The sequence below is a fragment of the Bhargavaea cecembensis genome (assembly GCF_001619585.1).
Lineage (GTDB): Bacteria > Bacillota > Bacilli > Bacillales_A > Planococcaceae > Bhargavaea > Bhargavaea cecembensis_A.
In genome coordinates this window covers 131,966-146,950 of sequence record NZ_LQNT01000010.1, presented here as the reverse complement: position 1 = coordinate 146,950, position 14,985 = coordinate 131,966, and the positions used below count along the sequence as shown (strand labels likewise).

11 protein-coding genes and 1 pseudogene are annotated in these 14,985 nt (G+C 39.9%); 2 read left to right on the top strand and 10 right to left on the bottom strand.

The genetic code is table 11. The annotated features are described in order from the left end of the window. Positions 1-15: 15 nt before the first annotated feature. Positions 16-423 carry a DUF1259 domain-containing protein gene (locus AV656_RS10105; RefSeq protein WP_063181550.1) on the bottom strand — a complete coding sequence of 136 codons (408 nt, stop codon included), beginning with the start codon at positions 421-423 and terminating at the stop codon, positions 16-18. Positions 424-586: 163 nt separating this feature from the next. On the opposite strand from AV656_RS10105, the gene AV656_RS10100 reads away from it, so the two are divergent. After that, positions 587-2,203, top strand: coding sequence for a thiamine pyrophosphate-binding protein (locus AV656_RS10100; protein ID WP_063181548.1), 1,617 nt, complete (start codon positions 587-589; stop codon positions 2,201-2,203). A gap of 52 nt (positions 2,204-2,255) precedes the next feature. Here AV656_RS10100 and AV656_RS16495 read toward each other — a convergent pair whose 3' ends face one another. The 6 genes and pseudogenes from AV656_RS16495 to AV656_RS10075 all read right to left on the bottom strand — a co-directional run bounded on the left by AV656_RS16495 (position 2,256) and on the right by AV656_RS10075 (position 8,360). Then, positions 2,256-2,735, bottom strand: a complete 480-nt coding sequence (locus AV656_RS16495) for a DUF7662 domain-containing protein (RefSeq protein WP_197462238.1) — start codon at positions 2,733-2,735, stop codon at positions 2,256-2,258. Between the two features lie 93 nt (positions 2,736-2,828). Next, positions 2,829-3,929 (bottom strand): hypothetical protein, encoded by a 1,101-nt coding sequence (locus AV656_RS10090; RefSeq protein ID WP_063181546.1) that lies wholly within the window; start codon positions 3,927-3,929, stop codon positions 2,829-2,831. Then, the gene (locus tag AV656_RS10085) at positions 3,926-5,362 is read right to left on the bottom strand and encodes a hypothetical protein (RefSeq protein ID WP_063181544.1); all 1,437 of its coding nucleotides are present in this window, start codon (positions 5,360-5,362) and stop codon (positions 3,926-3,928) included. The genes AV656_RS10090 and AV656_RS10085 overlap by 4 nt, the downstream gene beginning before the upstream one ends. Before the next feature lie 426 nt (positions 5,363-5,788). After that, positions 5,789-5,952 (bottom strand): annotated as a pseudogene (locus AV656_RS16625) (23S rRNA (uracil-5-)-methyltransferase RumA); the annotation flags it as partial. A 3-nt stretch (positions 5,953-5,955) separates the two neighbouring features. Beyond that, entirely contained in the window at positions 5,956-6,567 is a 612-nt protein-coding gene (locus AV656_RS10080; protein WP_063181542.1) for a hypothetical protein, read from the bottom strand. Further along, positions 6,567-8,360: a T7SS effector LXG polymorphic toxin gene (locus tag AV656_RS10075; protein ID WP_063181540.1), complete on the bottom strand. Its 1,794-nt coding sequence runs from the start codon at positions 8,358-8,360 to the stop codon at positions 6,567-6,569. The genes AV656_RS10080 and AV656_RS10075 overlap by 1 nt, the downstream gene beginning before the upstream one ends. A gap of 152 nt (positions 8,361-8,512) precedes the next feature. Between AV656_RS10075 and AV656_RS10070 the strand changes: the two genes are divergently transcribed. Continuing rightward, positions 8,513-9,247, top strand: coding sequence for a thiamine pyrophosphate-binding protein (locus tag AV656_RS10070; protein ID WP_231877273.1), 735 nt, complete (start codon positions 8,513-8,515; stop codon positions 9,245-9,247). A 58-nt stretch (positions 9,248-9,305) separates the two neighbouring features. Here the strand turns inward: AV656_RS10070 and AV656_RS10065 are convergent, their stop codons facing one another. Genes AV656_RS10065 through AV656_RS10055 form a run of 3 tightly spaced genes read right to left on the bottom strand, consistent with a single transcriptional unit; the run spans position 9,306 to position 14,766 of the window. Continuing rightward, a complete protein-coding gene (locus tag AV656_RS10065) occupies positions 9,306-11,387 on the bottom strand; it encodes a DEAD/DEAH box helicase (protein WP_063181538.1) in 2,082 nt (693 codons plus the stop codon). A 59-nt stretch (positions 11,388-11,446) separates the two neighbouring features. Beyond that, positions 11,447-12,766 (bottom strand): ATP-binding protein, encoded by a 1,320-nt coding sequence (locus AV656_RS10060; protein ID WP_063181536.1) that lies wholly within the window; start codon positions 12,764-12,766, stop codon positions 11,447-11,449. After that, positions 12,766-14,766, bottom strand: coding sequence for a TerB N-terminal domain-containing protein (locus AV656_RS10055; protein ID WP_063181534.1), 2,001 nt, complete (start codon positions 14,764-14,766; stop codon positions 12,766-12,768). The genes AV656_RS10060 and AV656_RS10055 overlap by 1 nt, the downstream gene beginning before the upstream one ends. Positions 14,767-14,985: the final 219 nt, after the last annotated feature.

The window sequence follows — 14,985 nt, the reverse complement described above, 5'->3', positions numbered from 1 at the left end:
TTTATGACCAAAAGCTTAGTGGGCCGAGAAAGGGATGCTCAAAAACCGGAAAGCATACGCCAATTTTCTTGCAAAGTCGAGAGGCGGTTCAACTGACTGAATATGAACATACATGACTAATGGATTTGTGAAGAGCCAATGATTATGGAGCGCACTGATGATCAGCCCGTACTGCGACAATGTTTGAATGAATACTGGAACTTCCTCCTGGAGAACGGCAATTTCCGCCAGATTCAATGCACGGCCAGTTTCATCGAGAGATTCGAACGACACATTGGCTGTCATAAGCCCGGTACTTTTTTTCCCTAGAACGGTGGTGTTCAATGTCCGATGAAGAGAAACCGAACATCTCCCTTTTTCCCACTTGCCCTGACCATTGAGAATTTGCGCGAATTGCTTGCATAGTTGATCGTTATCAACCAATATTCCCGTCCCCTTTATCAGTTCTCCGTTATTTCTGTAGCATACGGAGACTTTCCGGGATCTGTGAAGAATGGTTTTTCTGCATTTTGCCTGTGAGTTTGCCTGGTAACCGTTAGTGGAAGAACTAATGGTAGTAAAAATGAAATCGACGAGGAGGTTCATTTTGGCGAAAACAGAACAAACCGTTGCAGAATTGTTGCTTGATCAACTGGCGATGTACGGTGTAAAACGGATTTATGGAGTTGTGGGTGATGCGACGATCGGGTTCATCGACGCACTGGCCAAACAGGATCAAATCCAGTTCATAACAACCAAACATGAGTCGACGGCGGCCTTCATGGCATCCGCCGAAGCGAAGCTGACCGGAGGGCTGGGTGTCTGTACGGCGACGATGGGCCCGGGAGCGACTAATCTTCTGAACGGCCTGGGCGATGCCCATGCAGATCGCGCACCCGTCCTTGCCCTCACCGGACAGGCACCCACTGACAAATACGGAACAGCGACTCCGCAGTTCATCAACCAGCAGGATCTCATGAAGCCTTTTGTCGCCTATTCCGAGAACCTGGCAAGTGCGGATGCGGCGGTCGACCTCCTTGAAAAAGCGGTGGCCACTTCTCTCAGACAACGGGCGGTCACCCACCTGTCCGTGCCAAAGGATCTGTTCATGGCGGAGTCAAAGAAAAAAGCTCGCCCATTGGCCGAAGTCATACAAGGCACCACCGTCTTTACGAAAGAAAGCCTGGAAAAGGCGGCAGCCATCATGAAGTCGGCCAAGCGGCCTATGATTCTGGCCGGTTCAGGCGCTTCCGGATCATCAGATGAACTTCAAAAGTTAGCGGAATTATGGGGCGCCGGCATCCTGGCAAGCCTCGGCGGCAAAGGGCTGATCGAAGAATCCGCTCCGCTGATGCTGCAGGGAATCGGCGAAGGCGGCAATCCGTTTGCTTCCGAACTATTTAAGGAAGCCGATGTCGTGCTTCTTGCAGGAACCACCTGGTGGCCGGAAGGGCATGTGCCTTCCAATGCGCAGGTGATCCAAATTGACCCCCACTTTAACCAGGTCGAGAAGAACATTCCAGTTGAACTGGGTATAGTCGGTACCACAGAAGAGGTGCTTCCTTTATTAAATGAGCATCTTGAAGGCTTCTCCCATTCCGACGACTGGGTCAACCGATGCCAGGAAGTCAAAGAGAAATGGGCCCGGAAAAACGAAGAGGAAGGCAACACCGAAGGGTACCCTGTCCATCCTTCACGGATCATCCGCGCACTCGACAAAACCGTCGCTTCGGACGCCATCCTCGCGCTGGATACTGGAGACAACACGGTTTGGACAAACCGCAACTTCCGGCAGACCAATCAGAAAACAGTATTCTCCGGTTACTGGCGGACCATGGGCTTCGGCCTGCCTGCTGCAATGACAGCCAAACTGATCCATCCTGACAAACAGGTCGTCGCCATTGTCGGCGACGGAGGACTCCAGATGGTGCTCGCAGATCTGATGACCGCCATCCGGTACGGACTCGATATCACAGTCGTGGTCCTGAACAACGAATCCTTGCAGATGGAAAAAGACAAAATCGATGTCATGGGGACAAATGACATTGGAACAGACCTGACCAATCCGGATTTCGTTAAACTCGCTGAAGCGTGTGGTTGGAAAGCATTCCGGACTGAGTCGGATGATGAGCTTGAATCGGTGTTGGAAGAAGCACTTAATGTAGGTGGCCCCTCGCTTGTTGATATCAAAACGGCTCAGGTGTTTTTCCCTGAGACTGAATAACGAAAAACAGCTTCCAAAACCGTAATAGGTTTTGGAAGCTGTATTACATAAATCATATTATTTTCACGAACTCAACTTTTCTTTCCTCGAGCCTTGGTTTCGCTTTGTAACCGGCCTCAATCCAAGAGAATACATGATTTCGTGCCCCACTCCACCATGCGGCATGTTTGTATGCAGATGCCGGAAGCTTAAATCCGAGAACTACTTCCACCTGAGAGAGAGTCATCATTACGCTGTTTGAGTCCTCAAAACCCAAGAACTTTCGGAGCGGGTCATAATTATTTCCTCTTCTGTCCGCTGTTAATTTATTTTCTTGAATTTGATGAGGATGGTCTTTCCGTTTGCTTTGGTCATTCCGGCCTCCAGGTACAAATTCACCTTCACACCATCTAGCAAAGTTATTAGCATGCAACAAGTATGTCTTTGCTGTGTTTTCTGTTAAAAGACCTTGAGTCTGCGCTTCATAAACTTCACTTTCATACTCTTTAAACTTATCTTGGAGTAGGCGATTAAACTCCATACTATCACTCATAATCCTTAACTTCTTTGTCCATTTATTGTAATTAAAACCAATTAATAGCTTCCGTATGCAACTATAGGACATTCTCTACTCAAAGTATTGCTATCAGCCTTTTTCTAAACGATACTTATGCTTAAGAGCATCATTTACTGTTTCGATGATTAAAAATTCAAAATCCTTCTTCGGCATTTCTATCGAAGACAAAAACTCCTTGTTTCCTTTGAATGACTTCCATAAAAGTGTTTTATCTTTTTCATCCAGATCTATCTTAAACAGGAGATTGGAGAGGGAAACAATCAAAGATTTCTGCTTATCATCAAACATCTTTTTACTGAAAGCTATGTATTCCTTCAGATCAACTATGTCGTATTTTGGTTGCAATCCGGTTATCGGATTAACCAACAAATGAGTAGAGGAATTCATCAGATTTACATAAGAACCTAATTCATATTGCTGTGCCTCTGTCATTAAGTTGTAGTCCAAGCCAAATGCTCTTATTCTTTCGCTTGCATAATTGAGTTTTTGGCTTTCATCTTTGATGCGGCTAATACGCTCATTTATTTCTACAATAGCAAGTTCGTATGATTTAACATCACGCTTGCTGATGAGTGTGAAAATCTCCTCAAGACGGTTCTGATCACTTTTCCCTTTCCATAGCAGAAACCCGCTGCCCACAAGTGCAACTCCAGCAATCGCCCAACCGACAGGGCCGGCAAGGGCCAGGAATGCATTTCCAGCAACTATTCCACCACCACCGGTCGCAAGCGCACCTCCGCCTAACCAAGCTAATGCCGCGTTGGTAGCTGCCGCGCCACTCAATGTAGATATCGCTGTTCCTGTTGAAGCAATACCGAATGTTGTCGCAATACCCATTGCGGCAGTAGGACCAAGGGCCGTAATTGCGATTCCGGCACCTACACCAGCAACACCTTTTCCAGCGTTTTTAGCGACGGCATTTTTGTAATCTGATTCAATTTTTTCTGCTTGCTGTTTCCAGTCCAGACGGTTTTGTTTCAGTTCTTCATACTCTAATCGCTTCTCGCCTGGAACATTTCTAATATCGTCAAAGAGCTTTTGTATGGTGTTCAATTCATCATAAAGTTGGCTTGTGTGTGTACCCAACTCGCCAATTTTATTATTTGTTTTCTTTATAGCCGATTCTGCCTGATCTTGGGCAAGTTTTAACCTCGATTTTTTCTTGCTCATTGTGTGTTACCCCCGAAATATAAATCTATATCGGATTTTGTCCTGAGTATATTATTAGGGACCTTTCTGAGTTCTGCCAATCGGACGGATTTCTGGAATGACTGAACATACATATCGCCGTTCATAAAATCATTAACAAAATCTGTAAGATCTTTATCGTCGTATAACTCGGATAATAATGAGAGTCCGCTCAGATAATTTTCTACGATGGTCATTTCTCTTCTTGCAAACTGAGCTTCGGACTCAGCTTTTCGTATTACAACGACCCGCTTTGCTTCGCCATACAATGAAATCGTGAAACGGCCCACCCCCGCTATGTTAAGCCGAAGGAAAAATTCAGTTACATTGAAGGTGCCACCTCCGGTTACGGCTGCCCGTAAGGTTGCATCGCCTAGATCCATCATGCAGAAGGTGCCGTGCGCTATTGTAAGCATTCTTTTTACGGTGGGATTTGAGAATGGCTCACAGGCTATCCACATAGCAGATACCGAACGTTCTTCTTTCTCTGTTGTTACGAAATATTTTATCAATCGCCTTATCGCATAGACCGTTCTGACAATGATTTCATTGATAAAGACTGGAATGACCTGGGTGGCTTGAAAGCGGATATCATACCCTTCTTTGTATATACTCAGAGCCAGCTCATTAATTGTATTGTCAAACTGTGAAATGGGAATGTCCAGTTTTCTATTTATTGCAATAATATCGTTCGTCCATGTCCAAAACGGAGAAGGTATTCCCATACCTCGACCTTTACTGCTGGATGATCCAGACATATCGGATAACAAATGGCCAAACCAGTTGACGAACCCACTAAATATTTTCTCTGAAACGTTGTTACCTCGAAGTTCAAATTTTCCATCAGCATTCTGTAAAGATATCAGTTCACCTCCGGAAACAAAGTGCGATTGACTTGTAAACTGATCTATTATCGAAAAAAATAAACCAAGTAAAGTCGGATTATGTCCAAGTGATTTGAAATGATGATTTGAAGGATTCAATCCAAATACTATACTTCCCGCATCACCGGCTCCGCGCTGGTCATATGGGATTTTAAATTTCTTCTCAAGAAAGCCAATTGCTGCTGATAGTGAATCATTCCCTTTGCCTTCCCATCCGCAAAGTTTAGCGAAATCAGTTGTCCGATTTGCAAACCACTTATCCGTAACATCCCCAGCCGGTGACTCCCCAGGTTTTCCAACCAGGAAAATATCAATGATGCCACAGAGAACTCCTGAACTTGCAGCCAACGCATAATCCAACTTATCACAGTCCGATCTGAGATTCTCAGCTGAGATAATTGTTTCTTTCAGACTCTGAATTTCGGTTTCCGCAGATATTAATGCTGTTTCAATGGAAGATGAAAAGTTGAACCCATCGTCGTCAACACTCATTCCAAGAACGAATCGGTCTGTTCCTTCTGCGTGATTCATGCTGTTATACTCCCTCCTTTCTTTTAATTTTCGTTATATCCGAATATCTGGTTGAACCTTATTTTTAGGGAAACCATTTTCCTTGAAGGTAAAGCCAAGAAAATCTATAGACCCGACATCTTAAACACCTTTCATTATTCCAATGAGAACAGATCTACAGATTTACTAGCGGTCGGACAGCCCGTCCGCAAAAGGCATAGGCTTGCTCGCCTCGTGAAAGACAGAAGCAGTCTTTTTTTATTCTTCCATAATTCAATTATAGTATAATCCTACCATTATTAGAGTAAGCATTCCTTAAAGTTCCATTCAAAAAAAGTTTAACCCTCTTTTTTCCAAATTAAATTAATATGAAAAGACCGCTTCCTTCTGTAGATAGTACTTCACAAAGGAGCGATCTTTTATGCACAATCTTAAGACTACTAAAAGTCAGTTTATATTGTTCGGGTTCTCAAGTTCCACCCAAGTCACAGCTTCCACATGACTCCATTGCGGAAACATGTCCACAGGCTGGACTTCCTTCGTTTTGTAGCCCCACCGTCTTCCAGGATATGAAGGACGCGTGTGGCCGGGTTGCAGTAGACATAGACGAGGACTTATTCGGTACCCCTTTTATAAACATCTACATCGCTTTCATTTAATACGGCTTTTATTTCTTCACCTTCAAAAACAACCATATAGTCATTTGGTAAAGCGAGAACTTGAATAATTTCTGGTTTAATTTTCAGTAGCTGATATGCATATAGAGCATACAACTCTTCTGTACTATCATCCTCTACAGGACCTATGTACCATCCTGAATCTCCTTTTTCAACTTCTCCATTTCTTTGTAAAAATATCTTCTCGAGTGCTAGTACACCTTTAGAAAGTATGATTTTATCACTGAATTTTATCGATAAACCATCTACATCAATCTTTCTCAAAAAATCACTTTGTTCGAGTTGTACCCACAATGCTAAAGTTAGATCTTCTGTTATATCTTCAAATGGATTTTTAGAGTAATCAGGAGTAGTCAGTATAAAATCACCAGTTTCCCTCTCATATAAATAATAGACGGACCAACCAATTTGGAGGGAGAAACCATTTATTAATTCTTTTTCTTCTATCTGTTCTAATAGAGTAAACAAAATTCCCACTTGAGGTTCTAGCTCTTCTTCGGCAGTTGCAATTATGGTTTTATCCTTAATCATCTTTTCAAATTTCTTCATTACTTCAGCCTCTCTTCTATGGCTAATTTTAATGCTCTTCTAGCTAACTCCTCTTTTTCTAACATTTCTTTTCTAACATTCACAGGAACTTCTCCTATCTTAGAATGTCCTTTCCAATCAGCCCAACTATGTGCCCCCTTAGAAGCATTTGAAGGTTTTCCAAGACCAACAAAATTATCTTTTAGATTTAGTATTTCTATTTGTTGTTCCCTACTTAATCTACTGAATCCATCCAGCTTAGTTATTTCTTTCATTGAAACAATATGATCTGCTTCAAATTTTTCAACTTCATACCCGTAAACGGGATCTACTTTAGGACCATCTGGATTAACCATTTTTCTTATTTCATTACTTGGTGTCTTTTTCCTCAAATTTTTATATTCACTTTTAGTTATTGTATTACCCGAATTCTTAATCTCAGCATCCACGTTGTGAATAGGTGTATTAACATTGCCGCTCTTAATACTCTCTGGCATGTATGTTTTTTGAGGGGTATTTAGTGTATGCAAGTTGGGCGGACCTATTTGGTAACGAGTACTAGATAATACATTTAGACGATTTTGTGTTCTGCCAAGTTGACCGTTGATAACATCCTGATAAATTGGCGAATAGACGGATTTCACCGCCTCAGTATTAAGCACGTTTTTTGCTTGAAATATATCGTTTCCTTTTTTGATAAATTTCCCACCCGTACTCGCCCAGCCAACGACGGGAATCATTGCTGAGAAAGAAAGGCCCGCATTTACCACATCTCCTTGGGCCGAATAAATTACACCATTTATTGCATCTGCCACTTCACCAACAACCGGTATAAGACCAACTACATCTAACCCGGTCTGTATAATATCTACTGTCTTATTTTCTTTAGGCTTTTCAACTTCAATGTGCTCTTGCTTAAAATTATCTTTGGAAACAACTTTGTAGAAAACTGTTTCGTCAACAACATACTCCTTAATGACTAATCCATTTTCATATACGTGATATATGACATCTTCTTCCTCATCCACTTTGACGGTGTTTACTTTTTTCCCTTCAAGGGTTTGGAAAGTCGCTGCGGTAACCATCGTACCGATTAGCTGTTTCTGTTCTTCTACCCATAAACCATTAGGATTTGAGTATGCTTTTGGAAACAGTTCCGTTCTAATTTCGCTTCTTAACGTGAGAACGCGCCACTGATTTTGCTCAAAGGTTACATCTTTTACCCCTGCTTTGAACAGTCCCTCCAAGTCCTTAAGCCACGCGTTCATTGTCTGCAAATCTTGTTCAATGGACTGAAGTGCTGTTGTTTGGGATATATCGAATTCATGAAGTGCAATGACTGTATCATCGCGTTTTCTCTTGCAATGGATGACTCCCTCCTGCACTTCACTATCATCTAGGTGAGGAAGGCTGACAATATCACTCACCTGATCCATGATACTATTTGTATCATCCGTCAAAATTGTTACTAATTGGCCAATTAGTGTAAGACCATGTTCAAGTTCGCCTTCAAGGAATTGTTCCACTATGTAGCCTGCCGATTCTGGTTCGAGCGAATGAAGGGCTGCCTCTGTCTGTTGTAGCACAAGTGTGAATTTCTCAGTAAACAATTGAAAGAAATGGAGAAATGGAAAATGACATTCCTTATAAAAGGAGCGAATAGCATTTCCCCCTGAACCCTTCAATTGTTCTTCCATTTTAACGAGTTCTGACATTACCTGATAGATGGAATCTGCTTCTTCTCTTAATTTATCAAGTTTAGCAATTTGTCGATGCAACCCATCTTGAAATAAATCTACATCCAACACTTTCATAGACAACGCCTCACCGTATGACACCAGTATTCTCGTCTACTAAATAGTAATTTTCTGCCTGTGAACATTCTTCTCCTCCTTCGGTAGCTATTGATAGTAACAATATTCCTACTTTTTCTATTAAAGGTAAAGGAAGAGGTACCACAGAAGAGGTGCTTCCTTTATTAAACGAGCATCTTGAAGGCTTCTCCCGTTCCGAAGACTGGGTCAGCCGTTGCCAGGAGGTCAAAGAAAGGTGGGCCCGGAAAAACGAAGAGGAAGGCAACACAGAAGGGTACCCTGTCCATCCTTCACGGATCATCCGCGCGCTGGACAAAACCGTCGCTTCGGACGCCATCCTAGCGCTGGATACAGGAGACAACACGGTTTGGACAAACCGCAACTTCCGGCAGACCAATCAGAAAACAGTATTCTCCGGTTACTGGCGAACCATGGGCTTCGGCCTGCCGGCTGCAATGACAGCCAAACTGATCCATCCTGACAAACAGGTCGTCACGATCGTCGGTGACGGCGGACTCCAGATGGTACTCGCGGATCTTATGACCGCCATCCGGTACAGACTCGATATCACAGTCGTGGTCCTGAACAACGAATCCCTGCAGATGGAAAAAGATAAAATCGATGTAATGGGGACAAAAGACATCGGGACCGACCTCACCAACCCTGACTTCGTAAAGCTCGCAGAAGCATGCGGATGGAAAGCATTCCGGCCTGAGTCGGATGATGAGCTTGAATCGGTGCTGGAGGAGGCACTCCAAACAGGTGGTCCGGCACTCGTGGATATCCCAACAGCGCAGGAGTTGCCCCGGAGACAGAATAAAGAAAAGGAGTATCCAAACCGGATTTTGTTTGGATGCTCCTTTCTTGTTCACATAAACACAATCTAAAGATATTATTTAATTTTAAATCTCTTAAATAGAGCTCACGCTTTAAAGTTTTAAAGCTTTAAAGTTTAAGACTTCTAAATGAATAATGTTTTAGATACTCTCTCATTCCTTGAATATCTATTTCATTAGCAATATGCAGTTCTTTTTGTATATCATTGGGTAAATAAGTGGAGTATTTCGAAAAGAAGAATTCCTGGTCTTTTGTATGTTTAATGAATGCTTCGGGAGTCCATTCTATCTTGTTCATTTCTTTTAACAATTCTTCCATATCAATGTTTCCATCAATTTTTATTCTCCCTACACCATCGACTTCTTTAACAGTTACACCTAACGAGCGTAATGCCCATACTAAATTCCGAGTGATAATAGTACCTGTATATGTTTCAAACACCATCTCGCCCTTTTCTTCCCATATGATCCTTTCTTGAGGTTTTATCTTGTAATGATGATAAGGTTTCCGTAAATCTGCTAATGTAATATTTGCCTTCTCATCAATGTAACCAATTTCGACATCGGAACAGAGAAGTTCCATCATTTTCTCTCCAATGCGTTTGTGTATTTTCACCCCACCACCGGAATATTGCGGGGGTTTTCCGTTAACAGCTTTTTGTACATACACTTTATTTTTATCAAAATCAATGTCTCTGACAGTCCAGAGTTTCCCAGCAAGGATAATGTTATCTCCCACATTTAACATCGATGTTTTATCTAAGGTTCCTATTTTTCGAATTCCTTCTAAAACCGTAAATTCTTCTGGTGTCATAAAAACTGCATAAAAATCTTTGCTTCTAAGAATTCTTTCCCCTTCTATACCTACAATTAATTCATTTTTACCTCTTATCTTTTCTAAATGGTCATTTTCAATCATATGGAGGATGACTTTTTCTACTCGTCGTACGTCTAACTTATGGAATATATGATTGTTTTTTAATCTGGATATCAGCTCTTCTAGTGTGATTCCATTTGTTTCTTGGCAAATCGATAGGATTTGGTGAAACATGATGTCATATGGTTCCGGATAACCTTCCGCAGGTTCTATCCATTTTTCCAAAATAAGCTCCATAACGGCTAACGATTGTACTAAACTATTATCTTCAGTTGAATAGAGTTGCAGCATCTGATTTGCGTTTCTTTTTCTTCCCGAACGCCCTAAACGTTGTTTTAAGGAGGAAACCGTAAAAGTACTATCTACTTGAATAACAATATCAACATCGCCAATATCTATTCCGAGTTCCAAGGAACTCGTGGATATTACAGTTTTTGGAATATTTGATACTACCATTGTTTTTTCTACATATTCTCGTTCCTTTTTATCAATCGATGAATGGTGTGCATAATACGTTTCACCAACATTATCTTTTTCCGCCAATCTGTTTAAAAAAACAGTGGCTTCTTCTACTTCTCCTCTACTATTACAAAAAATAATGGCTTTTTGATTTTTAGTTAATTCTCGTATATCTTCAAACAATTCTACTGGCCTTTTACGATCCTTACCTGTTTCAAAGTGCATAAGGTGATAAAGAAGTTCTTTGTCACTACCTTTTGCCTCGATGATTTCTACGTTCTCTATGTCTTTGTAATTGACCCATTCCTTTACCAAGTCAAAGTTGTCAATGGTCGCCGACAACCCAACAATTCTTGGTCGTTCGTTAGTATAATTTTCAATGCGAGAGAGCAGGGAACGTAGTTGTACCCCCCTTGCTGTGTTGATAAACGAGTGAATCTCATCAATTACGATATATTCCAATCCATTAAACAGATGCCTAATATGCTCTGTTCGATTGATAAACAGACTTTCAACGGATTCTGGCGTGATTTGTAGAATCCCAGAAGGTTTCTTGACAAACTTATTCTTTTGACTTTGACTGACATCCCCATGCCACTTATGTACAGGAATATTGCTATACTCACACAATTTTTCAAGCCGTTCAAATTGATTATTAATGAGGGCTTTTAATGGTGATATGTACAAAACTTTCAATTGGCCTTCAGCGTTATTTTCGATACGAGATATGATTGGCAAAAAAACTGCTTCCGTTTTACCAGAGGCAGTTCCTGATGATACAATTACATCTTTGTTTGTGTTCATAATAATCGGGATAGTTTTGTCTTGAATAGAGGTAAACTTATCCCATTTCATATCCCATATCTTCTTTTGTATTGATTTTGATAATAACTGAAACGAACTCAAAAGAACCCCTACCCTTCTGTTCTTGAAAATCGAGTGTGAACATTAGATGTTGGTTGTTCCTCTCCTATTTCCTGCTGCTTTCCAAACAACTCGGAACGATCGTAATTCGGGTTTTGATGGAGTATATTTAATGCCCCAATAAAGTTCCTAATGACTTCCCCAACCGTTAAGTTTTCTTCTGCTCCTGGTCTTGCATACTCTTCTTGAATAAAACGCATAACTTCATCATCAATAATGTTGGTTTCATACCCATAATGAACAGCATGAATATCACTCAGTTTTTGCATTAGAACGAATGTCTCGTCATACTTTAAGGGTGTTAGGTTGATAACAGGCTGTGATAAATCCCGATATTCATTTGTCTCAAAACGATTGGATTGTAACCTTCTCTTTAATGCGCCATAACTAAACAAGCCCCGCCTTTCGTCTTCTAGAAACTCTGGAGTGCCTCCAATGGTAATATAAAGACCTTCTACATTTCCCTGAAGTGTATCATTATAAATTTTCAAAATGGTTTCATAGTTCTTATCTCTCGTTTGAGGATGAGTTATTTTGTATAAATTGATAGCTTCATCCAAGTTAATAACAAGGCCTGAATATCCAATCTGTTTTACAAACTGGGAAAGAACTTTAATGTATTCGTAGTAATTGTTATCAGTAATAATATCTCGGACCCCTAGGTCATTTCGAGCTTCCGTTTTGGTTTTGTATTCGCCCCTTAACCATCTAAGCGCACAACGTTGAAGTTCACTATGATCTTCAACAAAACCTTTAAAATATAAAGTTAAAATTCGAGCAAAATCATAGCCACCAGTGAGCTCATCCATTTTTGAAACGGTTTGTGTAATTTCTTGCTCTACATCTTTCACAAAATCAGGATTATCAAATTCCACAGCACCGTAGCCCTTATCCTTTACAACTTTCATTTGAACTTCACTTATCCACTTATCTAATATTGTTGGTAAAGCCCCTCCCTCCGGTACCGTTGACGTTGATAAATTCTTCATCAACTCTGTATATAAAGCAACTGCTTTTCCCTCGCTTCCATATAGCCGTCTCTCCGGGGTAAAATCTGCCTTTGCCACAACAAACTTTTCATTAAAAGCAATTTGTTGAATAAGGGCTTGAATAAAACTTTTCCCACTTCCAAAGGGACCAATAAACAGTTTTATGAATGAAGACCCTTTTTTAATATTATCTAAATCATTTAGAATTTGTTTTGCTTCATCAGCTCGACCTACCATGATATATTGTAATCCTCTACTTGGTACAACTCCGCCTGAAAAAGAGTTAAGAATTGCCGTGGAATCTCTCTTTTTTAAATTCATTATGCATACTCCTTTATTCTCAATAGTATATCTTCATATTCTTCATAAACTGCAATCGTATCCTCTTGATTTTCAAGGAGGTTATCTCCAAGATATTCATTTGCTTTTTCATTCAACTCACTTAAAAACATTCCGAGCATGATACCATTTTTCTTTACAAATTGATACGCTTCTTCTTGATAAAATTGACCACCTTTAAATTGTAACAAGAAGTCTTTTTCTAAATCCGATAGGACCTGTACAAACTCCTCTTCACCTTCGACATCACCCTTTGTACCTCCAAGTGCCGAAAATACATCTTCTTGAGATGGCTGATTTTCAATTATCTGCGGATGCAGATTGTTTTTTTCTACCCCTTCATTCCCGGCTACCAGATTCACTTCATTAGATGCTTTATTATCAACCTCTAGTTCCTCTTCACTTCTTTTGTTAATGATCTGTATTAAACCTTCGGTATCTGATTGTAATTTCGAAATCTTTTCCTTATCAAATTCAATTTGCGATTTCTTTGGTTCTTCCTTTTCTTCTATTAGCGGGGGGGACGGAATTTCTCCTCCCTGTTCATTTGTTTCTGATTGTTGAACCGCCTTGAATCGTTTATTAGCATCTTTTGCTTTTTTTGAAAACCGATCCATCATCATATCCTTAAACCCTTCGGGTAAGTACTCTTCCTCTACTTTTATTTCTCGTTTTTCACCATTGATTGAACGAGTAACATTTTCTGATAACTTAAATAAGGCAGTCACCTCATTAAATAAGTCCTCTGTTGGTTTTACTCTCTCTATATATACATGTACCGGATCATAATCTCTTCCCATTACAGCGGAAACAAATAAATGTCTGATTTCCCGTTCTTCTTTGGCTTGAAACCAACGGTCAATCAACTGTATATCTTTTTTTTCATATACTTGTTTTAATAGAGGAATGCTATCTTTAAATACTTTGTAAATTTTGTTCTTGTTGTTAGTGAAAAAGACAGTTTCTCGATGGTTTTTTACATAAGGCTTCCAAGAAGTAATTGATATTTTAGATAAGTTATTTTCTTTGTTAAGCATTTGTTGATACAAAGGAGGAACTTGTTTTATATCTGAATCCCACCCTATTGCTAGGTCTACTTCCTTCACCTCGTACAACATATCTGCTATCCATCGCTCAGAATAATTTGTTAGTTTAGGAACTCTCTCTTTATATTCCTCATGTAATCGAACCATCATACTGATATTAAAGGCTGCATTTTGATTGAATGAGTAATTCATTAATTCGTAAGTGAATAAGATAATATAACTTAAGTCTACATCCGGATAGTGTCCGTTTAATACTTGTTTTCTCCAGTAAAAATACCATTTTCGTTGTTTAGTATTTAATTGGTCAAACGTAGTCCAATAAGCATGCAATGGGATTTCCGAACACTCTTCTCCTCTCTCTTTTGCAAAGCGCAACGAGTCTTTTACAAAACTTTCATTTGAACGCGAAAAAGTAACTTCAATAGAAATACCGTTTTTGGAAAGCGTGTTTTTCTTAGGATTCTTGATTTGGTTTATGCTATCCAATATTTCCTTTGGTGTTTTAATATGTTTGTAGTCTGAGTATATAATGTTATCTTCGTTATAAAACGGCTCTCTATTTTCACTCTTTTTAGAAATGGCTTTTTCTTCTATTCTTGTTTTTTTTGTTTTGTTTTTGGTTTCTGGACGTCCCTCGATTCCAGCCACATGAGGAATATCTTTTTCCACACTTTTAATTTCTTTATTTTCCTTTTGCTTTTCCTTAATTTCAAATTTATTTCGGTCTTTTCTTGCAGGTGATTTAATTAAGTGTTGATCATGCCATTTATTAATAAAGAACATATCAATCCATCCTAAAAGAATCGGAATGTAAGTCCAACAGAAGACAAGATATAAGATCCCTCTTATATACCTTTTGTAGTAAAATGCATGGATTCCCAATCCACCCAGAAAGAAAGCAAGCAAATACCCTACCGCTTTGGATTTTTTGTTCATAGAAACCTCCTGTATAAATACCATATTCCAAGCAAATATATTTATAAGTGATTATATATTCCTTTTGTAGAAATTAGAAGTATTCGAGTTAAGGACTATTATAACTCACTCAACTAAGCCGAAGTACTCAGGAGATAGAGACATAAACGGGCGCTTAATCGGTTGCTTTTAACCGGAACCATCTATTAAAATGTCGGTTTGCTGAGTTTAGTCAAATTT